The organism is Nocardia sp. N2S4-5 (assembly GCF_044628355.1).
Lineage (GTDB): Bacteria > Actinomycetota > Actinomycetes > Mycobacteriales > Mycobacteriaceae > Nocardia > Nocardia wallacei_B.
In genome coordinates, this window is the sequence record NZ_JBIUPM010000001.1 from 5,267,774 (window position 1) to 5,289,521 (window position 21,748).

The following is a 21,748-nucleotide window of genomic DNA, read 5'->3' on the forward strand; positions in this document are numbered from 1 at the left end:
GATCCTGGAGACGACCCGCCATGAGCCCGAACGCGATTCTCGAATTCATCCTCAGCCTCCTACGCGACCACGAGGCCGCAGTCGGCTACTGCACCAACCCCACCCAAGCCCTCTCCGCAGCCGGCCTGGAAGCAGTAACCCCCGAGGACATCGCCGCCGTAGCCCCCATGGTTGCCGAATCAGCCCTGGTCACAGGCGGTTCACAACTGTCCGCCATCGTCGCCGCCGGAGCGTGCGGCGCGGGAGGTGCAGGCCTGGGCGGCACGGCGGGTGCCAGTGCAGGCGGTGCCGTGGCAGGGGGCCTCGGCGGTGGAGGGAGCACGGGCGGTGCTGTGGGTGTGGGTGGTGGCGCGGGCGTGGGTGGTGCTGTGGGTGTGGGCCTGGATGGTGCCGTGGGTGGCGGTGCGGATGGCGCGTTGCACGGAGGCTTGGGCGGCGCGGTAAATGCTGGTGTCGGTGAGGCATTGGACGCGGGACTCGGCTTGGGCGGTGCTCTGGGCGCGGGTGCGGGTGGCATGGGTGCTGGTGTGGATGGCGCGTTGGACGGGGTTCTGGGTGGCGCGGTAGGTACCGCTGTCGGTGGGGCGGTGGACGCGGGCCTCGGCCTCGGCGGTGCTGTGGGCGCGAGCCTGGGTGGTGCGGTGGGTGCGGGGCTGGGTGGTGCGGTGAATGCTGGTGTGGGCGGGGCGATTAATGCTGTGACCGCTGCCGAGGCGGCCTTGGGTGCCGGTGCGGCGCTCGGCACGGAGACGGGCGTGACGATCGGCTCCGGCCTCGATCTGGGACTGTCCGCGGAGTCCGCCGTACAGACCGGGTTGCAGGCCGCAGCAGACCTCGGCGCGGAACTGTCCGCCGGACTCGGTGCCGGTGCGGCCGCGAGCCTCGGCGCAGCAGTGACCGGTGGTGCCGAAACCATCGCGAACCTGGGCCTGCAGGGCCTCGTTGACGCGGCCACCCAGACGAACACCGGTCCGACGGTCGGCCTCGACACAGCCCTCACCACCGCAGCCACCCTCTCCGCCGAAGCAACCACCGGCTTGTCCACCGCCATAACGGATCTCACCGACACAGCCACAAACCTCACCACCTCCCTCGACTCCGCCACCACCAACCTGACCACTACCCTCGCCACGGGCCTGTCAGCCACAGCAGAGGCAGCCACGGACCTGAGTGCAGCGGCAGACACTGGGCTGTCCAGCGCGGTAGGGGCCATCACCGACCTGAGCGCCGCTGCAAACGTGGGATTGTCGGGCGCGGTAGCGGCCGCCGCGAACCTGAGCGCCGCAGCCAACGCGGGCTTGTCCGGTGCGGTAGAGGCGGTCACGAACCTCGGTGCTGAAGCGGGCGCGGAATTGTCCGGCGCGATCGAGGCTTTCACCGACCTGGACGCCGTAGCGAACGCAGGGCTGTCGGGTGCGGTAGCGGACGCAACGGATCTGAGTGCTGAAATGGCTGCGGGATTGTCAGGCGCGACGGGCGTTTTCACCGATCTGGGTGCCGTAGCGAATGCGGGGTTGTCGGGTGCGGTAGCGGACGGGACGGATCTCGGTGCTGAAGCGGGTGCGGGATTGTCGGGCGTGGCCGAGGTTTTCACCGATCTGGACGCCGTAGCGAACACGGGACTGTCGGGTGCGGTCGGGGGCGCGACGGATCTGGGTGCTGTGGCCGGTGTGGGACTGTCAGGTGCGGCTGATGTCGGTACCGGTTTGGGTGCCGTAGCGAATGTGGGCGTGGCGGGTGCTGCCGAAGCAATCGGTGATCTGGGCGATGCCGCAAGTGGTTTGGATGTCGCGTTGAACGTGGGTGCGGGATTGTCGGGCCCAGGAGGGCTTCTTACCGGGCTGGGTGCTGTGGCGGATGCGGGGCTGTCGGGTGCGGCTGATGTCGGTGCTGGGCTGGGGGCTGTAGCGAATGCGGGCGTGGCGGGTGCTGCCGAAGCGATCGGCGATTTGGGGGATGCCGCGAGTGGGCTAGATGCCGCGAGTGGTTTGGATGGCGCGTTGAACGCGGGGCTGGGAGGTGCCACGGATGTGTCTGCCGCCTTGGGCGGGACCGTCGGTGGGTTGGACGCCGCTCTGGATTCCAGCTTGTCAGGGGCGGCCACAGGGCTCGGTGGCGCGGTGAATGCGGCTGTGGGCGCGGACCTTTCGGGTGCTACGGAGGTAGGCGCCGGGCTCACGGGTGCGCTTGGTGCTGCGGCAGCGGGCGCGACCGGTCTGGAGCTCGGGTTGGGCGAGGGGGTCGGAGCCGGGTTGGCGGGCGGCACCGGCGTGGCCTCGGGGCTCGATGGTGCGTTTGCGTCCGGTGGTGGACTGAGCAGCGGGCTGGAGGGGGCGTTGTCGTCCGGGGCCGAATTGGATGGTGGGCTCGGTGGTGGTGCCGGAGTCGATGGGGTTGTTGGTGGTGCCGGGGACTGGGCCGCAGCGGGAGGGACCGACGGCTGGAGTGCTGCGGGAGAGCCCGATAGCTGGGTGACTGCGGGAGGGGCGGACGGCTGGGCGACTGCGGGCGGGGCCGGGGATTGGGCGGGGTTGGGGGTGGAGGGTGATGGCGGGTCGTCGGCGGCCGGGACCTGGTCGGGGGTGGATGTGTCGCAGGCGTTCGGTAACGGGGTGGGGGTCTCGTTCGGTGATATCGGGGTGAGTGGGATCGGTGGTGGGCTGGAGGACGGGCACGGTTCGGGTCTGTTCGGTGCGGGCGAGACCACCGCGGCGGCCGATTCGCACCTCGGCGGTGATATCGGCGGCGAGCTGACGCACTGATCGGATCGACCGGAGCGACAAGGGAAATGAGGACCGCGGTGGCAACCGAGCCGACCTCCGCCACGCCGGGACTGCCGCTGTCCACGGCGCTGGCCGAAACCGTCGCGGCCGCGCGGGTGGCCGGTCGCGGCGATCTGGTCGACCGGCTACGGGCGCTGGCCGAGCGGGTGCGCGGTCCGCGGCAGCGGATCGTGGTCGCCGGGCTCGGCAATCAGGGCAAGAGCCGGTTCGTCAACGCCCTGTTGAACGCCGAACTCTGCCCGGTGGGCGACGACACGACCACCACCGTGCCCGTCCTGCTGTCGCACGGTCCGCAACCGGGCGCCGAACTCGTCGTGGCCGACGCGGACGGCGAGCGGCGTATTCCATGGCAGCTCGACGAGACCCGCGGTCCCACACCGCATTCCGCGCACGGCCCGGTCGCCCGGCTGGAGATCCGCGCGCCCAGCCCGCTGCTCGCCGACGGCATCGTGGTGATCGACACCCCGGCCATCGGCGGCCGCGCGGCCGGCGCCCTCGGACTGGTGTCGACGGCCGACGCCGTGCTGCTGCTGTCCGACGCGTCGACCGAACTGACCGAACCGGAAGTGGAGTTCCTGCGGCAAGCGCAGCGACTGTGCCCGGCGGTGGCGCTGGTGCTGACCAAACTCGACCTGTATCCGCACTGGCGGCAGGTTCTCCACGCCGATCAGGCGCACCTCCGCCGACACGGGCTGGACCTGCCCGTGCTGCCGGTGTCGGCGTTGCTGCGTACGCACGCGCTTCGGCTGCGCGATGAACAACTGGGCCGCGAGTCGGGCTTCGGCCCGCTGTACGACTTCCTGCGTGCGGTGGTCACGCGCGGCCGCACCGCCACCGGCCGCGCCGTGGCGCTCGACATCTCCTCTGCCGCAGAGCATCTCGCGCTGGCGCTGGGCAGCGAACTGGTCGCCCTGCGCGATCCGGAGCGGGGCGCGGCCGCCATCCGCGAACTGCGGGCGGCCAAGGCGCAGGCCGAGGAACTGCAACGCCGCACCGCCACCTGGCAGCAGACCCTCGGTGACGGCGTTACCGACCTGGCCGCCGAGATCGACCACGACCTTCGTGGCCGGTTGCGCGGCATCGCCCGCACCGCCGAGGAGTGGATCGACGAGAACGATCCGAGCCGGCACTGGGATCGCATGGCGGAATGGCTCAGCACGACCGTCGACACCGCGATCGGCGACAACCTGGTGTGGACGCACCGGTGCGGTGTCCTGCTGGCCGAGCGGGTCGCCGAGCATTTCGCCGAGTTCGGCGGCGTCGACTTGCCGCACGTTCGCCCGGATCCCGGCTCCGGCGAGCCCGGCGCGGGGGTGGCGTTGTCGGATCTGGAGCCGGAACTGGGCCTCGGGCACAAGCTGCTCGTCGGCCTGCGCGGCTCCTACGGCGGGCTGGTGATGGTGGGCCTGGCCGGTACCGTCGCCGGTCTGGCCCTGGTCAATCCGCTGTCGCTGGGCGCGGGAATGCTTCTGGGCGGCAAGGCTTTCCGAGACGACAAGCGAGAGCGGCAGACCCGGCGGCGGGCCGAGGCGAAGGCCGCGGTGCGCCGCTACCTCGACGATGTCGCCTTCGAGGCGGGCAAGCAGTCCCGCGATCGGCTGCACCGCATCCACCGGTTGCTGCGCGACCACTTCACCGGCATCGCGGAACGCAGCCTGCGTTCGCTCTCCGATTCGTTGCAGGCCGCACAGGACGCGGCCGGGGTGGAGACCGCTCGGCGCGCCGAGCGCTGTGCCGAGCTGGAACGGCAATTGCGCGTCGTCGCCGAACTGCGCCGGTATGCCGACGCGATGCTGCCGCCCGCCGGTGCCGGTGCCGGTTAGGCCCGACGCCGGCCGGACGCTCCGGTACGGTTGCCGCGTGAGTTTCGAGGTCACCGGCGGGATCGTGCCGGAGGCACGGCGGCTGATCGGGGCCGCGGCGCAGGCGTTCGCCCCACGGTCGCGGCCGGCCGAACTGCTGGACGAGTGTGCGCGGCGGCTGGATCAGCCGTTGCGCGTGGCGCTGGTGGGTCAGCTCAAGGCCGGGAAGTCGACGCTGCTCAACGCGCTGGCGGGGCAGGACATCGCCCCGACCGACGCCACCGAGTGCACCCGCACGGTGACCTGGTACCGGCACGGGTCCACGCCACGGGTGACGGCGGTGGCCGCCGGTGGGGCCCGCGCCGACGTCGTGGTCCGCCGCGTCCCCGGCGTGGGCGGGCTGCCGGGAGCGCACGGCCTGACCTTCGACCTGTCGGCGCTGCGCTGGAGTCCGGGCGGCCCGCAGGAGGTCGACCATCTCGAGGTGGATTGGCCGTCGGCAGCGCTGGCCCGCACCACCATCATCGACACGCCCGGCACGTCGTCGTTGTCGCGCGACATCTCGCTGCGGACGACACGGCTGCTGACGCCGGACGATCCGGCCGGTGATCCGCTGCCCGCCGCCGATGCCGTCGTCTACCTGATGCGCCGCCTGGATTCCGCGGATCTCGACCTGCTCGAGCAACTGGGAACCACTGCGCGCCGGGGTGATTCCGAATTCACCGGACCGCTGGGTGTGATCGGGGTGGTCTCGCGCGCCGACGAGATCGGTGCGGGCGGCATCGACGCGCTGCATTCCGCCCGGGAGGTGGCCGACCGCTTCGCCCGCGAGCTGGAGCGAACCGGGTTGTGCCAGGCCGTGATTCCGGTGGCGGGCCTGCTCGCCTTCGCCGCGGCCACGCTGCGGCAGCGCGAATACGACGCGTTCGAGGCACTCGCCGCAGCTCCCGTGGCGGAATTGAATGCCGCGCTGTTGTCGGCCGATCGCTTCGCCCGCCCCGACCTGCCGCTGCCGGTCGCGCCGGACCTGCGGGCGCATCTGTCCGCGCGCTTCGGCCTGTTCGGAATTCGCATGGCCGTCACGCTGATCCGGCTCGGCGTGCGTGACTCCGGCGCGCTCGCAGTGGAATTGACCCGGCACAGTGGGCTCGACGAGTTGCGTTCGGTGCTGGCAGTGCAATTCGCCGATCGCGCCGACCAATTGCAAGCGCATTCGGCGCTGACGGCGCTGGCCCGCGTCCTGACCGGCTATCCGGGAACGGCCGCCGACCGGCTGCTGCCGCGAGTGCGCACCCTGCTCGCCGACGTCCACGGATTCGCCGAGCTACGCCTGCTCGGACGGCTGCGCACCGACGAATTCCTGCTGTCCGCAGACGATCTCGCCGAACTACACCGTTTGATCGGTGGATCCGGCATCGCCGCACCCTCCCGCCTCGGCCTGCCGGATTCCGCTTCGGCGGCCGAACTGCGCACCGAAGCCCTTGCCGCCGTGCACAAGTGGCGCACCCGGTCCCGTCATCCGCTCGCCGACCGCGCCACCGCGAACGCCTGCGAGACCGGTGCTCGGAGCGCGGAGGGTCTGGTGGAGCAACTAGGCGCGCCCGAAACGACTCCCTTGCCCTGCATACGGCCGCAGGGTAATTCCGGGCGCTAGACCCGCACAGTTCCCCAGGCTCGACCGAATCTCTTGCTGCCGTGTACAAGTGCGGACGGTCCGAGTGTCGCCGGAAGTCGACGAGGAATTACGGTGCTGTCCGGCCATTGCGGGCGCGCCGATGCAGAGGCTGAGTGCGGTGGTGGTGCTCCCGCGGTGGCCGTGGCGCTGGGTTGAGGAAGCAGCCGTACAGATCGACGCCTTCTGGCCTTGGACGATGGGGCCGCAGGTTGAAGGTGCGGGGGTGGATGCTCGCAGGTTTGAAGGGTGTTTTGGTGATGCTTGCAGGTGAGGGTGTAGTCGTTGCTCGCGGAATGAGGGCGCGATGGTTCTCCGGAGTGAGGTGGTGCTTGTGGGTGCGAGTGTTGGCCGCGCTCCCGGAATGAGGGCGTGATGATGCTTCCGGAGTGAGGAAGGTGCTTGTGGGTGCGGGCGTGGTGGTGCTTGCGGGTGCCCGTGTGGTCGTGCTCGCGGAATGAGGGCGTGATGGTGCTTCTGGAGTGAGGGAGGTGCTTGGTGGTGTGGGCGTGGTGGTGCTTGCGGGTGCGAGCGTGGTCGTGCTCGCGGGATGACGGCGCGGTCGTGCTCGCGGAAGTGAGGAAGGGTGCTTGCGCGGTGAGGGTGTGGTGATGCTTGCGGAAGTGAGAGAGGTGCTTGCGGTGAGGGCGTGGTGCTCGCGAGTGGGGGGCTTGGTGGTGCTTGTGGGTGCGGGTGTGGTGCTCGCGGGGCGAGGGCGCGGTGGTGCTTGCGGGTGAGGAAGGTGGCCGCGGGGTGACTGTGTGGCGTTGCCTGTGGAGGGAGGGAAGTGGTCGCGGGGAGAGGTGCGGTCGTGCTTGCGGAAGTGAGGGAGGGTGCTTGCGCGGTGAGGGTGTGGTGGTGCTCGCGGAAGTGAGGAAGGGTGCTTGCGCGGTGAGGGTGTGGTGATGCTTGCGGAAGTGAGAGAGGTGCTTGCGGTGAGGGTGTAGTGGTGCTTGCGCGGAAGTGACGGAGGTGGTCGCGGGGGAGGGTGTGGTGGTGCTTGCGGGGTCAGGGTGTGGTGGTGGTGCTTGCGGGGTCTATGAGGATCTTGGCGTGGTGCTCGGGGTTGGTGAGGGCGGTGAAGGCGTTGTCTACGCCGTCCAGGCCGACTGTGCCGGTGATCAAGGGGGCCGGGTCTATCTTGCCGTCGGCGATCATGTGCAGGGTGTCGCGGAACTCGCCCGGGTCGTAGCCGAAGGCGAAGCGCAGCTCGATTTCCTTGTTGACGGCCATCGCGGGTTGGAACCGGTCGGATTCCATGCAGACGCCGACCACCACGACCCGCGTCATCGGCGGTGCGGCGGTGAGGATCTGGTCGATGATGCCCGGCACGCCGACGCATTCGAAGACCACCGGCCCGGTCGGTCCGGCATTCAGCGTGTGCGTCAGCCGAAACGCGTACCACCACGGCAGATTCGGGATCCGCCGCAGCCGCTCCATCGCGTCGAAGCCGAGATTCAGCACGTCGGTGACGCCGGTGATGCGGCCCTTCTTCGGCACCGCGGTCCATGGCGATTCGACCCCGGGATCGACCACCACATCCGCGCCGCAACGCACCGCCAGTTCTCGGCGACGCGGCGAGAAATCGCTCGCGACAATGGTTTTCACCCCGGCCGCCCGCAGCATGCTGATCACTGCGAGACCGATCGGGCCGCAGCCGATCACGAACGCCGTCTGCCCCTTGCCGACCCGGCCCTTGCGCACCGCGTGCCAGGCCACCGACATGGGCTCGGTGAGTGCGGCATGATCCGGTGACAGCCCGTTCGGCACCGCGAAGGTCATCGCCTCTTGCACGACGACCTGTTCCGCGTAACCGCCGGGAGCCTGCGCCGACAGGCCGGTCAGCTGGGGTTCGCGGCCGTTCCGCAAGATCGGCAGCGCCACCACCCGGGTGCCGGGCCGCCACCGCTTCCGGCAGCCGGGGCCGTATCCGACGACCTCCCCGCAGAATTCGTGCCCCAGCACCACCCGCTGATCCGACCGCATGAAATTGTCGTATCCGGTGGTCGCGGCCAGCTCGGCGAGATCGTCGCAGTGCACCCGCGCGTGCAGGTCGGAGCCGCAGATCCCGCACCGCAGGACATTGATCAGCACCTGCCCCCGGCCGGGCCGCGGCCCCTCGATATCCGCGACCTCCAGCTTGCCTTCGGAACAGACGACCGCCTTCATACCCGCACGGTACCCCGGCCACCGGCACGCGTCCGGCGGTTCCGCCGAGCCACGACGCGGTCGGTGCGTCCGGTTTCCATGCCTCGGCGGACCGTGCGCTGCCACAGTCGCATCGGGTTCCTATCGGTTTCCGATCCACCTCATGCCGTGCGAGGCGTTTCCGGGCACAGCGACGAATCCCGCACATACCAAGACGAATCCCGCACATATCAACAGCGTCAGGCCGAGCCGCCGGTCTGACGTCCGGACCAGCCCGCGGCCGGACCTGCTGTGACGTAGCTCACCGCATCGAGCTGTCACAGCGCCCCGACGGCGGTGTCCAACCGGATGTAAGCACCTCACGAAAGGACACCGGCGATGCCCACCATCGACGTTCTCGACTCGTTCATCGACTACCGCGACACCGGCGCCGGGGCGGTCCCGGTCGTGTTCCTGCACGGCAATCCGACCTCGTCGCACCTATGGCGGGCGGTGATTCCGCATGTGAGCGATCGGACCCGGGCCCTGGCACCGGATCTGATCGGCATGGGTGACTCCGGAAAGCCCGACAGCGCATACCGTTTCGTCGACCACGCCCGCTACCTCGATGCCTGGTTCGATGCTCTGGGCCTGGATCGGGTGGTGATCGTGGGCCACGATTGGGGCGGGGCGCTCGGGATGCACTGGGCGGCACGTCATCCCGATCGAGTGCGGGGGATCGCGGTGGTGGAGACCTTCCTGCGGCCGCTGCGCTGGGCCGAGTTGCCGCCGCTGGGCGCCGACCTGTTCCGCCGCTTCCGTTCGCCGGAGGGCGAGCGAATGGTGTTGCAGGAGAACATGTTCATCGAATTCAACCTGCCGCACTCCACCCGGAGCCTCGATCCCGCCGCGCACGAGGTCTACCGCGGCTACTACCCGACACCGCGGTCGCGCCTGCCGATGCTGGTGTGGCCGCGGGAACTGCCGCTCGACGGCGAGCCCGCCGACGTGGTCGCGATCATCGAGAACTACGGCCGGTGGATGGCGGACTCACCCGAAATCCCCAAGCTGTTGATGGCTGTGGACAACGGCGTGGGCCTCGGTTCCCAGGAGTCCATCGATTGGGCCGCAGCGACTTTCGCCTCCGCCGAAGTCGCCGCCATCGGACCGGCCGGACATCACGCCCCGGAGGACCAGCCGCACGCGATCGGATCCGCCGTGGCGAACTGGCTGGTCAAGCACGCGCTACTCGGCACCGATGCCCCGGCCTGAGCATCCACAATCACGCTCGGAGCGGCAAATATTGCCGTCTCGAGCGAGATTGTGTCCGCCCAGGCCGGGTCCCATCCGCCTCCAGCCGGATGATCACCTGCCGGGCGGGCGCGTCAGCTTCGGCATGTACGTCATGGTGCGCGATCGGCGAGCATGCCAGAGACGAGGGGAGCGCTGATGACCGTCCTGAAAGTCCACGTGACAGAGAGCCCGCCGACTACGGATCCTCTGACGATACGGTCGGTCGGACAACCGGTTGCTCCCGGCTTCCCCCACAAACAGCCGGTTGCGCACCGAGAATCCACGGCGAACCATGTGGTGATGGCAGCGGATTCGGTGGCGGACTCCGACAGCGCAGCGGACTCCGACAGTGCGGTTCGCGCGGAAGGTGCGCTGGTGGCGCGGGCGGTTGCGGGGGAGGGGGAGGCGGTTACGGAAGTTGTTCGGGTGTTGCGGGATCCGTTGTATCGGCTGGCGCTGCGGATGGTGGGGCGGCCGGCGGATGCCGAGGACGCGGTGCAGGAGATCTTGTTGCGGGTGCTCGGCGCGCTCGGTACGTTCCGGGCGGAGGCGAGGTTGACCACCTGGGCCTATCGCATCGGCGTGAATTACCTGCTGAATCTGCGTCGCCGCAGTCCGCAGGAGGCGGCGCAGCTTTCGCTGGACGACTTCGGCGCCGGATTGCGCGACGGGCTGGCGGAGCAGGAATATCGCGGGCCGGAGGCCACCGTGCTCATCAGGGAGGTCCGGCTCAGTTGTAGTCAGGGCATGCTGCAGTGCCTGTCCCGGGAGGAACGGGTCGCGTTCGTGCTCGGCGACGTGTTCGAGCTGAGTTCGGCCGAGGCCGCCTGGATTCTCGACACCACTGCGGCCGCCTACCGAAAGCGCTTGGAGCGAGCCAAGAAACGCCTCGGCAACTTCCTGAACTCGTCCTGCGGCCTCGCCAACTCGGCTGCCGCCTGCCGCTGTGCCCGGAGCGTGGACCGCGCGGTGACGCTCGGCCGCGTCGACCCGTCCCGCCCGGAATTCGCATCCCACCCGGTGACCCCCGGCGGCCGCACCGCCGCCGCGGCCGAAGCCCAGATGATCCGTCTCCACGACGCGGCCGCCGTCCTCCGCGCCCACCCCGACTACGCCCTCCCGCAAGCACGCGCCGAAGCCATCGCCGGACTCCTCCGTTCCGGCCGCTTCCCACTGCTCGAGGACACCGAACTGCTCGAGGACACCGAACTGCTCGAGGACACCGAACTGCTCGAGGACACCGAACTGCTCGAGGACACCGAACACCGTCTCCAGGACTCGTCGAATGCACTTGGATCTGATCGCCCTCGTCGTCGCGGAGTATGACCCCGCCATCGACTTCTTCGTGAATTCCCTCGGTTTCGACCTGGTCGAGGACGTGCCGTCGCTGACCAACGACGGTCGGCCGAAACGCTGGGTCGTCGTTCGTCCGCCCCACGCGCGGACCGGGATCCTGCTCGCCCGCGCGGACGGCGCCCGACAGCTCGCCGCCGTCGGGGACCAGGCCGCGGGCCGCGTCGGATTCTTCCTTCGAGTCGAAGACTTCGACGAGGCGTACACGCGAATGACCGAAGCGAACGTCGAGTTCGTGACGCGGCCCCGCACCGAACCGTATGGCCGGATCGCTGTCTTCCTCGACATCGCGGGCAATCGCTGGGACCTCCTGGGCCCCGTGTAGGCGCCGACGCCGGGGGTACGCCGACGCTGAGGAGGTGTGGATATGAGTCGACAGGACGACAGCGTCGTGCGTGTGTTGCTGGAGCGGGCGGGGACCAGTTACGCCGCGGAGGCCGGAATCAAGCCGGCGGACAAGCCCGCGCCGCTGTTTCAGTTGCTGGTATTGGCGAAGTTGCTGAGTGCCCGGATCTCGGCGGAGATCGCGATCGCCGCCGCCCGCGAGCTGAACCACTCCGGGTACGACACACCGCAGCGAGTCGCCGATGCCGAGTGGCAGGAACTGGTCGATGCGCTGGGCCGCGGGCACTACAAGCGCTACGACGAATCCACGGCGACCCGGCTCGGCGAGAACGCCAGGCTGATACTCGACAAGTACCGCGGCGACCTGCGCCGGCTGGCGGACGAGGCCGATCACGACCCGAAACGCTTGGCCGAACTGTTGCAGCAGTTCAAGGGCATCGGCCCGGTCGGCGCGGACATCTTCCTGCGCGAGATACAGGACGTCTGGACCTGGGTGCGCCCGCACTTCGACGAGCGCGCCCGCAAGGGAGCCGAACAACTCCACCTGCCCACCGACCCCGAGGCCCTCGACCGCCTGGGGAAACGTGGCCACGACGCCGAACTTGCCGCGGCCTTGGTCCGGGTCAGCCTCGACGACAAGCTGGCCGACGAAGTGCTCGCCGCCGCCCACTGATCGAGAACGGTCAACTTGCCGTCCCGCGGGCAACAGGGCATCGCGGTTCACTCGGTGGCATTACTATCCGCATGTGGTGTCGAAATCGTCCGGATCGTCGGGATACTCGGCCGAGACGGGACGACTCCGGGCCCGTGATGTCGATCGGGTGACTACGCGCGCCCGGCTGGACATCGCCTATGAGGAGGGGCAACTCGGCGCCGACGAATATCACGAGCGCTCCGAGCGCGCCGCAGCCGCGGAGAATTTGGCCGACTTGCATCCCTTGGTCGCCGACTTGCAGGCGTCGCCGGAGAGCGCGGATCTCTCCCTGCCCGACCCGGCGTCCCTGCGGGTCCGGCAGCGGGCCGGGACATATCCGCCGACCGCCCGCGCCCGCGAGCAGGACCGCGCGGACGCCTGCCTGATCCTGGATGCCGCGCTGGGCGACGGTCAGCTGTCCGCGGACGATCATCGCGCCCTGACCGAATTGGCCGGGGCGGCAAAGACTCTGGGCGACCTCGGCGAGCTGACCGCGGATCTGCAACGCCCGGCCGACGCGCCGGACGAACCACGTCGGCCGCGTTCGTACCGCGGCTTGTTCGTCACGGGTGCGGCCGTGGCGGTCGTGGGTGCGGCGATCGGAGGATTCGCCGCGACGCATCGTTCGGCGGCCGAGCCGGTCACCACCTCCGGCGCCGTCCCGGAAACGGTGCAGCCGCTGGTGATTCCGACGCCCTCCCCGGCCACCGCCGAAGGCTTCGCGTTGATCCGGGAGCAGTATCGGGCGAAGTTCGGCACCACCGTCGTCGACGAACTGACCCTGCACGCCGAGCACGCCTCACTGAAGGCGGCGCCGCCGGGACAACCGAATCGGCTGGCCCGATGGAACTACTGGGGCGGCTTCCTGCCCAGCGGAGAGCTGACAACCCGACCGGTGGACACCCCGACCTTCGATCTCGCCGCCGTCGACCAGGCCGTGCTCGCCAGACTGGTCTCCGAGGCCCTCGCACAGACCCGCGTCGACGGCGGGACGGTGTCGCACATCAATCTCGGACCGGACACCAGCTCCCACGCTCCGGAGATCACCGTGTATGTCGGCAACAAATTCGGCGAGAACGGCTATCTCGAAGCCGACCCGGCCGGTGACAAGGTACGGGTTCACCCGTTCGACAGGTAGGGATGGACCGTGGGCGCACTCGCGAGTGAATCATCGGACCGGCGCGTATCGAGCGTGACGCGGTGAGCCCCACTCGGCACGGCGGATTGCGGGTCCGCGACGCGGATCGTGTGGACGCCTGTGCACTACTGGACACGGCCCGCGACGACGGTCAGCTCACGGCGGACGAGCACGCCGGCCGGACGGCGGCGGCCTTGCGGGCCAAGACATTCGGCGACCTCGACGCGCTGGTCGGCGACCTGCAGATCCCACGCAACTTGGTCCGGAGCGCGGTGGTGAACCCGCGTCGGCGGCAACGGTCGCGCCGATGGATTCCGGCGATCGCCGCCGTGGTCGCCGCGGCGGCGATCGGTGCGCTCGTCGGGGCGACGACGACCGAGAGGCCGGGATCCGGCTCGAGCCTGCCCGATCTGACCACCGCGCAGGGTATCGAGTCGTTCCTCGCCGACTACCGCGCGCACTTCGGCGACCTGATGGTCGACGAGCTGACCCTGCATCCGAATTTCGCCTACGTCGAACGCGGCGTCGCGGACCGTACCCAAACCTTCAGCTACCGTGGGGAATTCGACGAGTCGTCGGCCACCGACCGCGATCCGCGCGCGCGGCCGTTCGATCTGGGCGCGATCGATCTGCCCATGCTGGCGCGCTACCTCGCCGGCGCGCCACAGAGCGTGGGCGCGCCGGAGTCCACGATCACGCACCTCGCCATCGAGCGCTCCACCGAGCTGCTCGACGACGGTCCGATCATCGCCATCTACACCAAGGGATCCGGCAGCGGCGGCTTCCTACAGATCACCCCGGCCGGTGAGGTGCTGCGGGTCTCGCGCGCGCATCACTGAGCCGAAAATTTCTTCCCGGTCCGGGAATGGATGCCCCCTGCCGCTCGTTGAGCAGGGCAATGCAAGGTTGAGTGATACTGACTCAAGTCCTCGGTTGACTCATGACGAATCGACAGGCAGGATTGAGCCGACCACGCTCAGCGTTGCTGGGACCGTGCTCCGTGCGTTGTGGGGGCGAGGGTCTCGCCCGCATCACACACCAGGACGTCAATTAGGAGGAACAACTATGGCTCGTGCGGTCGGTATCGACCTCGGGACCACGAACTCGGTCATCGCCGTTCTCGAAGGCGGTGAGCCGGTCGTCGTCGCCAACTCGGAGGGATCGCGCACCACCCCGTCGATCGTCGCCTTCGCCAAGAACGGCGAGGTGCTGGTCGGCCAGCCGGCGAAGAACCAGGCCGTCACGAACGTCGACCGCACCATCCGGTCCGTCAAGCGCCACATGGGCGAGGACTGGACCGTGGAGATCGACGACAAGAAGTACACCGCGCAGGAGATCTCGGCGCGCACGCTGATGAAGCTGAAGCGCGACGCCGAGTCCTACCTCGGTGAGGAGATCACCGACGCGGTCATCACCGTTCCCGCGTACTTCGAGGACGCGCAGCGCCAGGCCACCAAGGAGGCCGGCCAGATCGCGGGCCTGAACGTACTGCGCATCGTCAACGAGCCCACCGCCGCCGCGCTGGCGTACGGCCTGGACAAGGGCGAGAAGGAACAGACCATCCTGGTCTTCGACCTCGGTGGCGGCACCTTCGACGTGTCGCTGCTGGAGATCGGCGAGGGCGTCGTCGAGGTCCGCGCGACCTCCGGTGACAACCACCTCGGCGGCGACGACTGGGACAACCGGGTCGTCACCTGGCTGGTCGACAAGTTCAAGTCCAGCTCGGGCATCGACCTGACCAAGGACAAGATGGCCATGCAGCGGCTGCGTGAGGCCGCCGAGAAGGCCAAGATCGAACTCAGCTCCTCGCAGAGCACCTCGATCAACCTGCCCTACATCACCGTCGACGCGGAGAAGAACCCGCTGTTCCTCGACGAGCAGCTCTCGCGCGCCGAGTTCCAGAAGATCACCTCGGATCTGCTCGACCGCACCCGGCAGCCGTTCCAGTCGGTGATCAAGGACGCCGGGATCTCGGTCAAGGACATCGATCACGTTGTGCTGGTGGGTGGTTCGACCCGCATGCCGGCCGTCACCGATCTGGTGCGCGAGCTGACCGGCGGCAAGGAGCCCAACAAGGGCGTCAACCCGGACGAGGTCGTCGCCGTCGGCGCCGCCCTGCAGGCCGGTGTGCTCAAGGGTGAGGTCAAGGACGTCCTGCTGCTCGATGTGACCCCGCTGTCGCTGGGCATCGAGACCAAGGGCGGCGTGATGACCAAGCTCATCGAGCGCAACACCACCATCCCGACCAAGCGCTCGGAGACCTTCACCACCGCCGACGACAACCAGCCGTCGGTGCAGATCCAGGTCTTCCAGGGTGAGCGCGAGATCGCCTCGCACAACAAGCTGCTCGGCTCCTTCGAGCTGACCGGCATCCCGCCGGCCCCGCGTGGCGTGCCGCAGATCGAGGTCACCTTCGACATCGACGCCAACGGCATCGTCCACGTCACCGCCAAGGACAAGGGCACCGGCAAGGAGAACACGATCAAGATCCAGGACGGCTCCGGCCTGTCCAAGGAGGAGATCGAGCGGATGGTGAAGGACGCCGAGGCGCACGCGGCCGAAGACAAGGCGCGTCGCGAGGAGGCGGAGACCCGCAACCAGGCGGAGTCGCTGGTGCACCAGACCGAGAAGTTCATCGCCGACAACGAGGACAAGGTCCCCGCGGAGGTGAAGTCGAAGGTCGAGGCCGCCATCGGCGAGGCCAAGGAGGCGCTGAAGGGCACCGACACCGCGGCCGTCAAGGCGGCGGTGGAGAAGCTGGCCACCGAGTCGCAGGCCCTGGGTCAGGCGATCTACGAGGCCTCGGCCGCCGAGTCGGCCGCGTCGAGCAACGGTGACGCGCCGTCCGATTCCGCCGCCGACGACACCGTCGTGGACGCCGAGGTCGTGGAAGAGCCGGAGAAGAAGTGACCACCGAGAACCCCGAACAGGAGCCGATCACCATCGTGGACAAGCGAAAGATCGATCCGTCGGAGTTCGAGGGTCACTCCGCAGGCTCCGCTCCGCGGTTCGAGGGTCGTTCCGCAAGCTCTGCTCCGCAGGGTGAGGGCGGGGACACCGCGGCCGAGGCCGCGGCCCCCGCCCCGGAATCCGCGGGAGCCGAGTCCGGCGACGGTGCGGCCCTCGCCGACACGATCAGTGCCGAACTGGCCGAACGCACGTCCGATCTGCAGCGGCTGACCGCCGAGTACGCCAATTACCGGCGTCGCGTCGAACGTGACCGCAAGGCCACGATCGACACCGCGAAGGCGGCGGTGGTCACCGAACTGCTGGGCGTTCTCGACGATCTCGACCGCGCCCGCGCCCACGGCGACCTCGACTCCGGCCCGCTGAAGTCGGTGGCCGACAAGCTGGTCGACGCGCTGACCAAGCAGGGCCTCGAGGAGTTCGGCGCGGAGGGCGAGCCGTTCGACCCGACGCTGCACGAAGCCGTGCAGCACGAGGGCGAGGGGCACAACCCGGTGATCGGCGTAGTGATGCGCAAGGGTTACCGCTTCGGTGATCGAGTTCTCCGGCACGCGCTGGTAGGAGTCACCGACGGGGTAGCGGATCTGGTGGAGACGCCGGACGTGCCGAACGTTGGCGACAATGCCGACGGCATCGCGTAAGAATCGGAAAGGAGGAGATGCCCGGTGAATCGGGAGTGGCTGGAAAAGGACTTCTACAAAGAGCTGGGTATTTCCTCCAGCGCGAGCCAGGACGACATCAAGAAGGCCTACCGCAAGCTGGCTCGTGACAACCACCCGGACAAGAATCCGGGCGACACCAAGGCCGAGGAGCGGTTCAAGGCCGTCAGCGAGGCGCACGCCGTGCTGGCGGATCCGGCGAAGCGCAAGGAGTACGACGAGGCCCGGCGGCTGTTCGCCAGTGGCGGTTTCGGCCGCGGCGGGTTCTCGCCGGGCGGTAGCGGAGCCTACGGTCCCGGCGGGTTCGCCACCGGCGAGTTCAACCTCGGCGACATCTTCGGCGGTGCGGCCGCCGCGGGTGGCGACGGCGGTCTGGGCGATCTGCTGGGCGGTCTGTTCAATCGTGGCGGCGGCGGTGCGCGCACCTCGTCGCGTCCGCGCCGCGGCAGCGACGTGGAGACCGAGACGACCCTGGGCTTCCGCGAGGCCGCCCAGGGGGTGACCGTCCCGCTGCGGATGACCAGCCCGTCGCCGTGCACCACGTGTCACGGCAGCGGCGCCAAGCCGGGCACCAGCCCGCGAGTGTGCCCGCACTGCAACGGAACCGGCGTGGTCAGCCGCAACCAGGGCGCGTTCGGATTCAGCGAGCCCTGCGACGACTGCCGCGGTACCGGGTCGATCATCGACGACCCGTGCTCGGACTGCCACGGCACCGGCATCCAGAACCGGACCCGCACCATCACCGTGCGGATCCCGCCGGGCGTCCGGGACGGTCAGCGCATCCGGCTGGCCGGTCAGGGCGAGGCGGGCCTGCGGGGCGCACCCGCGGGCGACCTGTTCGTGACGGTGCACGTCAGCCAGGACAAGGTCTTCGGCCGCAACGGCGACGACCTGACCCTGGTGCTGCCGGTCAGCTACACCGAACTGGTGCTGGGGACAACGGTTTCCGTGCCGACCCTGGAGGGCCGGGTCGGTGTGAAGGTGCCGCCGGGCACCGCCGACGGGCGCACCCTGCGGGTACGTGGGCGCGGCGTCCCCAAGCGGAGCGGCGGCGCGGGCGACCTGCTCGTCACGGTGAAGGTCGCGGTACCGCAGAAGCTGGACGACAATGCTACCGAGGCGCTGCGGCGCTACGCGGAAGCGGAGAAGACCAGCGGGTTCGACCCGCGTGCTGGATGGGCAGGTGCGTGATGAACGGAGATCCGAAGAAGGCTCACACCCATACCACCGAGTTCTTCATGATCTCGGTGGCCGCCCAACTGGCCGGTATGCACGCGCAGACACTACGCACGTACGATCGGCTGGGTCTGGTGACGCCGCAACGCACTTCGGGCGGCGGGCGGCGCTACTCGGCGCGGGATGTGGAGCTGCTGCGCGAGGTGCAGCGGTTGTCCCAGGACGAGGGCGTCAACCTGGCGGGCATCAAGCGGATCATCGAACTCACCAACCAGGTCGAGGGCCTGCAGGAGCGGGTCCGTGAGCTGACGGCGGAGGTGGAGCGGCTGCGCGCCGCCTACCGTACGGATCTCACTCCGCCGCAGCGCAGTACGGCTCTGGTGGTGTGGCAGCCGCGCAACAAGCGGCGGTAGGCTCGCGAAAAAATCTGTGGAACAGCGCCTCTGGGAGAACCCCGGGGCGCTGTTCGTTATCCTCAGACCCCTTCGTAGCGAATGGCTTCCGCCGGGGTGCCCGTCTGGATCAACCGGTCGACGGTGGCCCGGACCATGCCCGGCGAGCCGCACACCAGCACCTGATGGTTGAGCAGCGGGCCCATGTCGCCGACGACCTCGGCGAGCGTGCCCTCCAGCATCTCGTCGACGTCGAAACCGACGTCCACGCGGCAGTCCTCGTACCACTGGTCCACCCAGTCCGGGTCGTAGGCGCTCTCCACCACGGGAATCACCGTGAGCCAGGGCGTTTCGCGGGTCAGCAGGAACAGCATGTCCGAGGCATACAGGTCGCGGGGGAAACGGCCGCCGATGAACAGGTGGGTGCGCGGCGGCTCGGGGCGGCGGGCCAGCTCCAGCAGCAGCGAGCGCAGTGGCGCCAAACCCGTTCCGCCGGCGATCATCACGACGTCGGTGGCCCAGTCGTCCACGGTCAGCCAGCCCGCCGGCGCGCCGAGACGCCACTGGTCGCCGGGCCGGGTGTCGGCGACGAGGGAGCCGCTGCACCAGCCGCCGGGCACGGTCCGGACGTGGAACTCCAGCTTGCCGTCCAGCGAGGGCGGCAGCGCGGGCGACAGCCGCCGCCGCAGGCCCGGATGTTGCGGCACTTGCACTTCCACCGACTGGCCGGCGGTGAACGGCACGTACTCGCCGATCAGCCGGATCACCGCGAGGTCGTGGCGCAGCCGGTGATGGCCCACCACCGTGGAGTTCCATTCCTGCGTGTCGAGATGGATCTCACCGGTCTCGTCGGGCCCGATGGTCACTGGGCTACCCCTCTTCGGTCGAACGGTTTCGCGTCATGCCGGGCCGGGATGACGGTGATTACACCGGATCCGACATGATCGCCCACTCCGGTGTGCCGACCGCCATCAGGGCGCGCTTGGTATCGGCGATCATCCGCGCCGACCCCGCGATCTGGATCTGCCGGTCCGCCCACGCGCCCATGCTGGCGACCACCGCGCCCAGATTACCGATCAGCCGCCGGTGCATTCCGAACGGCGGGTCGGCCGGCGGATACGGATGCCACCACGGGTTGGATTCGTTCTCGCACACCGGAACCACGGTCAGCCACGGATTGCTCAGCGACAGCTGCCACATGTTCTCGACGTCGTAGAGGTCGCACGGATACCGGCCGCCGATGAAGAAGTGCACCCGCGGATTCGTGCCGCGCCGCCCCATCTCGATCAGCTGGGCGCGCAGCGGCGCGATCCCGGTGCCGGAGCCGATCATCAGCACGTCGCGTCCGCTGTTACGTTCCACGTGCAGCCCGCCCAGCGGCCCCGCGATCAGCCACTTGTCCCCGACCTGCGTCTCGCTGACGATGCCGGGACTGACCCACCCGGTCCGCACCTTGCGGACGTGGAATTCGATCTCGCCGTACGGATTCGTGGGGATGGCCGGCGACAGGTAGCGCCACATCTTGGGCCGCTGCGGAATCGAGATCGGCACGTACTGCCCGGCCTGGTACGGGATCGGGCTCTCCGACTGCAGCCGCACGATGGCCAGGTCGTCGAGGACGCGGCGGTGCCCGACGACGGTCGCCTCCCAGTACGGCTGCGACTTGTCGGAATTGGCGCCGATCGCCATCGAGGCCGAGATGAGGATGCTGATGTCGCGCCAGCCCTCTTCCAGCTGACGGGTCCAGACCGGCCCGTTGTAGGTGCGGAACGCGGCGACCAGGGCCCGGCCGGCCAGGTCGTAGTGCGCTGCCTCCACGCCGTACTTGCGATGGTCGCGCGCGAGTTGCTCGAGAAAGCGCTGTGCGCGGTCCCAATCCTCGAGATGGTCGAGAACGAATCCGATCGCTGTCATGAGCCGTTTGGCCTGCATGTCCATCGTCGGCGGGAAGAGTTCGCGCAACCGGGGGTTCTCGGCGAACAGGTGCCCGTAGAACGCGCTGATCAACCGATCGGGCCCGGTCGGCGCCTCGACCACCGACCGGAAGTTGGCGCGGACCAGCGCAGCCGTACGCGCATCCACGACGTCGAGCTTCCTTTCTGGGGGTAGATATCGGGGGAACCGCCTGGTACGGCGATCCTTCGCGTCAAGTATCCCCGAAAACACCGTGGTCGCATGATTATGAGCGGATTGCTTTACCCACAATCACAAACGACCAAACCCGCAACATCATGTTTTCCGGCATTCCACGCTCCCGGCGCGGGATGTTTGCGGGCCGGGTGGACGAGCGGCGTGATTGTTACCAGGTCAAAGTACTAGCACGGTTTTGCCGCGCGCGCCGCGCGCACCGAGCACGACCGGGGCATCGGTCAGCGGGCGGACCGCCTCGATCGGCACCACCACGTCGCCGGCGGCCACCAGCCGCAGCAGCCGCCCCAATTCGGGTGCGCCGCCGGTGGATTCGAAGTTGCCGCCGTGCAGGCCGCGCGCGTGCAGTCCGGCCTCGTCGGCGGACATGACGGTGCTGTACACGATGCCGCCGGGGCGCACGACGCGAGCGAGTTCGGCCAGCTCGGGGCCGGAGGAGGCCAGGTCGAACAGCACGTCGATGCCGTCGGGGTGGGTGAACAGCACCGAGTCGGCGACGGCCGCGCGGGTGTAGTCGACCACCTCCGTCGCGCCCAGCCGGATCATCCGGTCGGCGTCGGCGGGCCGCGCGGTGGCGATCACCTCCGTGCCCGCGGCATTGGCCAGCTGCACCAGGAACGAACCGACCCCGCCCGCGGCGCCGTTGATCAGTACCCGCTGCCCCGGGCCGAGTTCGGCGGCGTCCACCAGGTCCTGGGCGGTGAGGCCGGCCGTCGGCAGCGCGGCGGCCTGGATCGCGGTGAGCTGGCCGGGAATGGGCGTGGCCTGGCGCTCGGGCGCGGTGATGTATTCGGCGAAGGTCCCGTGCCCGACCGGCGGGACGAGGAACTTGCCGACCACACGATCGCCCACGGCGAACGCGGTCGCGCCGGGGCCCACCGCCGAGACCGTGCCCGCGCCGTCGATGCCCGGGATCATCGGAAAGTCGTAGGGGAGGCGGTCTTTCAGGATTCCGTCGACGAGTTTGCGGTCGTAGGGATTGACCCCCGCCGCCTCGACGCGAATCTGGATGTCGCCGGGGCCCGGGGCAGGTGTGGGCATCTCGGCCGGTTCCGGGCTGCCGCCGAATTCGGGGACCACCATCGCGCGCATCGCTGCTCCTTCGTCCGGGAACGGTTGTCGGGCGGCGGGTTGATGCGTCGAACAGGGCCATCGTAGGCAGATCGAAGCGGAAGTCGCCGCAATTCAGGGCAGTCGGT

18 protein-coding genes and 1 pseudogene are annotated in these 21,748 nt (G+C 69.2%); 15 read left to right on the forward strand and 4 right to left on the reverse strand.

The genetic code is table 11. From position 1 onward, the window contains the following. Positions 1-20: 20 nt before the first annotated feature. From ACFMRZ_RS24110 to ACFMRZ_RS24130, 5 genes and pseudogenes are all read left to right on the forward strand, one after another. A pseudogene (locus tag ACFMRZ_RS24110) lies at positions 21-167 on the forward strand (IniB N-terminal domain-containing protein); the annotation flags it as partial. A 103-nt stretch (positions 168-270) separates the two neighbouring features. Then, complete coding sequence (locus ACFMRZ_RS24115) at positions 271-444, forward strand: hypothetical protein (protein WP_400183068.1); 174 nt, start codon at positions 271-273, stop codon at positions 442-444. Between the two features lie 71 nt (positions 445-515). Then, on the forward strand, positions 516-2,762 hold the full coding sequence (locus tag ACFMRZ_RS24120; RefSeq protein ID WP_400183069.1) for a beta strand repeat-containing protein: 2,247 nt from the start codon (positions 516-518) through the stop codon (positions 2,760-2,762). A 26-nt stretch (positions 2,763-2,788) separates the two neighbouring features. Beyond that, positions 2,789-4,606, forward strand: coding sequence for a dynamin family protein (locus ACFMRZ_RS24125; RefSeq protein WP_400180867.1), 1,818 nt, complete (start codon positions 2,789-2,791; stop codon positions 4,604-4,606). 37 nt (positions 4,607-4,643) lie between these two features. Then, on the forward strand, positions 4,644-6,239 hold the full coding sequence (locus ACFMRZ_RS24130) for a dynamin family protein (protein ID WP_400180868.1): 1,596 nt from the start codon (positions 4,644-4,646) through the stop codon (positions 6,237-6,239). 1,026 nt (positions 6,240-7,265) lie between these two features. On the opposite strand, the gene ACFMRZ_RS24135 is transcribed toward ACFMRZ_RS24130, so the two are convergent. Continuing rightward, complete coding sequence (locus ACFMRZ_RS24135) at positions 7,266-8,426, reverse strand: zinc-binding dehydrogenase (RefSeq protein WP_400180869.1); 1,161 nt, start codon at positions 8,424-8,426, stop codon at positions 7,266-7,268. A gap of 357 nt (positions 8,427-8,783) precedes the next feature. Between ACFMRZ_RS24135 and ACFMRZ_RS24140 the strand changes: the two genes are divergently transcribed. The 10 genes from ACFMRZ_RS24140 to ACFMRZ_RS24185 all read left to right on the forward strand — a co-directional run bounded on the left by ACFMRZ_RS24140 (position 8,784) and on the right by ACFMRZ_RS24185 (position 18,422). Next, positions 8,784-9,656, forward strand: coding sequence for a haloalkane dehalogenase (locus tag ACFMRZ_RS24140; RefSeq protein ID WP_400180870.1), 873 nt, complete (start codon positions 8,784-8,786; stop codon positions 9,654-9,656). Positions 9,657-9,977: 321 nt separating this feature from the next. Further along, positions 9,978-11,003: an RNA polymerase sigma factor gene (locus tag ACFMRZ_RS24145; RefSeq protein WP_400180871.1), complete on the forward strand. Its 1,026-nt coding sequence runs from the start codon at positions 9,978-9,980 to the stop codon at positions 11,001-11,003. Then, complete coding sequence (locus ACFMRZ_RS24150) at positions 10,963-11,355, forward strand: VOC family protein (RefSeq protein ID WP_400180872.1); 393 nt, start codon at positions 10,963-10,965, stop codon at positions 11,353-11,355. Before ACFMRZ_RS24145 ends, ACFMRZ_RS24150 begins: the two co-directional genes overlap by 41 nt. Positions 11,356-11,397: 42 nt before the next feature. Next, positions 11,398-12,048 (forward strand): endonuclease, encoded by a 651-nt coding sequence (locus tag ACFMRZ_RS24155; protein ID WP_400180873.1) that lies wholly within the window; start codon positions 11,398-11,400, stop codon positions 12,046-12,048. 76 nt (positions 12,049-12,124) lie between these two features. Next, positions 12,125-13,207 (forward strand): DUF1707 domain-containing protein, encoded by a 1,083-nt coding sequence (locus ACFMRZ_RS24160; RefSeq protein ID WP_400182959.1) that lies wholly within the window; start codon positions 12,125-12,127, stop codon positions 13,205-13,207. Positions 13,208-13,269: 62 nt separating this feature from the next. Beyond that, positions 13,270-14,046 (forward strand): DUF1707 domain-containing protein, encoded by a 777-nt coding sequence (locus ACFMRZ_RS24165; protein ID WP_400180874.1) that lies wholly within the window; start codon positions 13,270-13,272, stop codon positions 14,044-14,046. A gap of 226 nt (positions 14,047-14,272) precedes the next feature. Beyond that, positions 14,273-16,117, forward strand: a complete 1,845-nt coding sequence (gene dnaK, locus ACFMRZ_RS24170) for a molecular chaperone DnaK (protein WP_280364976.1) — start codon at positions 14,273-14,275, stop codon at positions 16,115-16,117. Continuing rightward, a complete protein-coding gene (gene grpE / locus ACFMRZ_RS24175) occupies positions 16,114-16,815 on the forward strand; it encodes a nucleotide exchange factor GrpE (protein ID WP_280273765.1) in 702 nt (233 codons plus the stop codon). The genes dnaK and grpE overlap by 4 nt, the downstream gene beginning before the upstream one ends. A gap of 24 nt (positions 16,816-16,839) precedes the next feature. Further along, the gene (gene dnaJ / locus ACFMRZ_RS24180) at positions 16,840-18,024 is read left to right on the forward strand and encodes a molecular chaperone DnaJ (protein WP_280273764.1); all 1,185 of its coding nucleotides are present in this window, start codon (positions 16,840-16,842) and stop codon (positions 18,022-18,024) included. After that, a complete protein-coding gene (locus tag ACFMRZ_RS24185; protein WP_280273763.1) occupies positions 18,024-18,422 on the forward strand; it encodes a heat shock protein transcriptional repressor HspR in 399 nt (132 codons plus the stop codon). Before dnaJ ends, ACFMRZ_RS24185 begins: the two co-directional genes overlap by 1 nt. 62 nt (positions 18,423-18,484) lie before the next feature. Here the strand turns inward: ACFMRZ_RS24185 and ACFMRZ_RS24190 are convergent, their stop codons facing one another. The 3 genes from ACFMRZ_RS24190 to ACFMRZ_RS24200 all read right to left on the reverse strand — a co-directional run bounded on the left by ACFMRZ_RS24190 (position 18,485) and on the right by ACFMRZ_RS24200 (position 21,641). After that, positions 18,485-19,267, reverse strand: a complete 783-nt coding sequence (locus tag ACFMRZ_RS24190) for an FAD-binding oxidoreductase (protein WP_280273762.1) — start codon at positions 19,265-19,267, stop codon at positions 18,485-18,487. Between the two features lie 58 nt (positions 19,268-19,325). Beyond that, entirely contained in the window at positions 19,326-20,483 is a 1,158-nt protein-coding gene (locus ACFMRZ_RS24195; RefSeq protein ID WP_280273761.1) for a globin domain-containing protein, read from the reverse strand. Between the two features lie 225 nt (positions 20,484-20,708). Next, on the reverse strand, positions 20,709-21,641 hold the full coding sequence (locus tag ACFMRZ_RS24200) for an NADP-dependent oxidoreductase (protein WP_400180875.1): 933 nt from the start codon (positions 21,639-21,641) through the stop codon (positions 20,709-20,711). Positions 21,642-21,748: the final 107 nt, after the last annotated feature.

Bases quoted from the DNA above. Each gene is read 5' to 3' on its own strand.
- ACFMRZ_RS24125 (WP_400180867.1), top strand. From the start codon at position 2,789: ATGAGGACCGCGGTGGCAACCGAGCCGACCTCCGCCACGCCGGGACTG.
- dnaK (WP_280364976.1), top strand. From the start codon at position 14,273: ATGGCTCGTGCGGTCGGTATCGACCTCGGGACCACGAACTCGGTCATC.
- ACFMRZ_RS24200 (WP_400180875.1), bottom strand. From the start codon at position 21,641: ATGCGCGCGATGGTGGTCCCCGAATTCGGCGGCAGCCCGGAACCGGCC.
- ACFMRZ_RS24185 (WP_280273763.1), top strand. From the start codon at position 18,024: ATGAACGGAGATCCGAAGAAGGCTCACACCCATACCACCGAGTTCTTC.
- ACFMRZ_RS24150 (WP_400180872.1), top strand. From the start codon at position 10,963: ATGCACTTGGATCTGATCGCCCTCGTCGTCGCGGAGTATGACCCCGCC.
- ACFMRZ_RS24155 (WP_400180873.1), top strand. From the start codon at position 11,398: ATGAGTCGACAGGACGACAGCGTCGTGCGTGTGTTGCTGGAGCGGGCG.
- ACFMRZ_RS24140 (WP_400180870.1), top strand. From the start codon at position 8,784: ATGCCCACCATCGACGTTCTCGACTCGTTCATCGACTACCGCGACACC.
- ACFMRZ_RS24120 (WP_400183069.1), top strand. From the start codon at position 516: ATGGGTGCTGGTGTGGATGGCGCGTTGGACGGGGTTCTGGGTGGCGCG.
- ACFMRZ_RS24135 (WP_400180869.1), bottom strand. From the start codon at position 8,426: ATGAAGGCGGTCGTCTGTTCCGAAGGCAAGCTGGAGGTCGCGGATATC.
- ACFMRZ_RS24145 (WP_400180871.1), top strand. From the start codon at position 9,978: ATGGCAGCGGATTCGGTGGCGGACTCCGACAGCGCAGCGGACTCCGAC.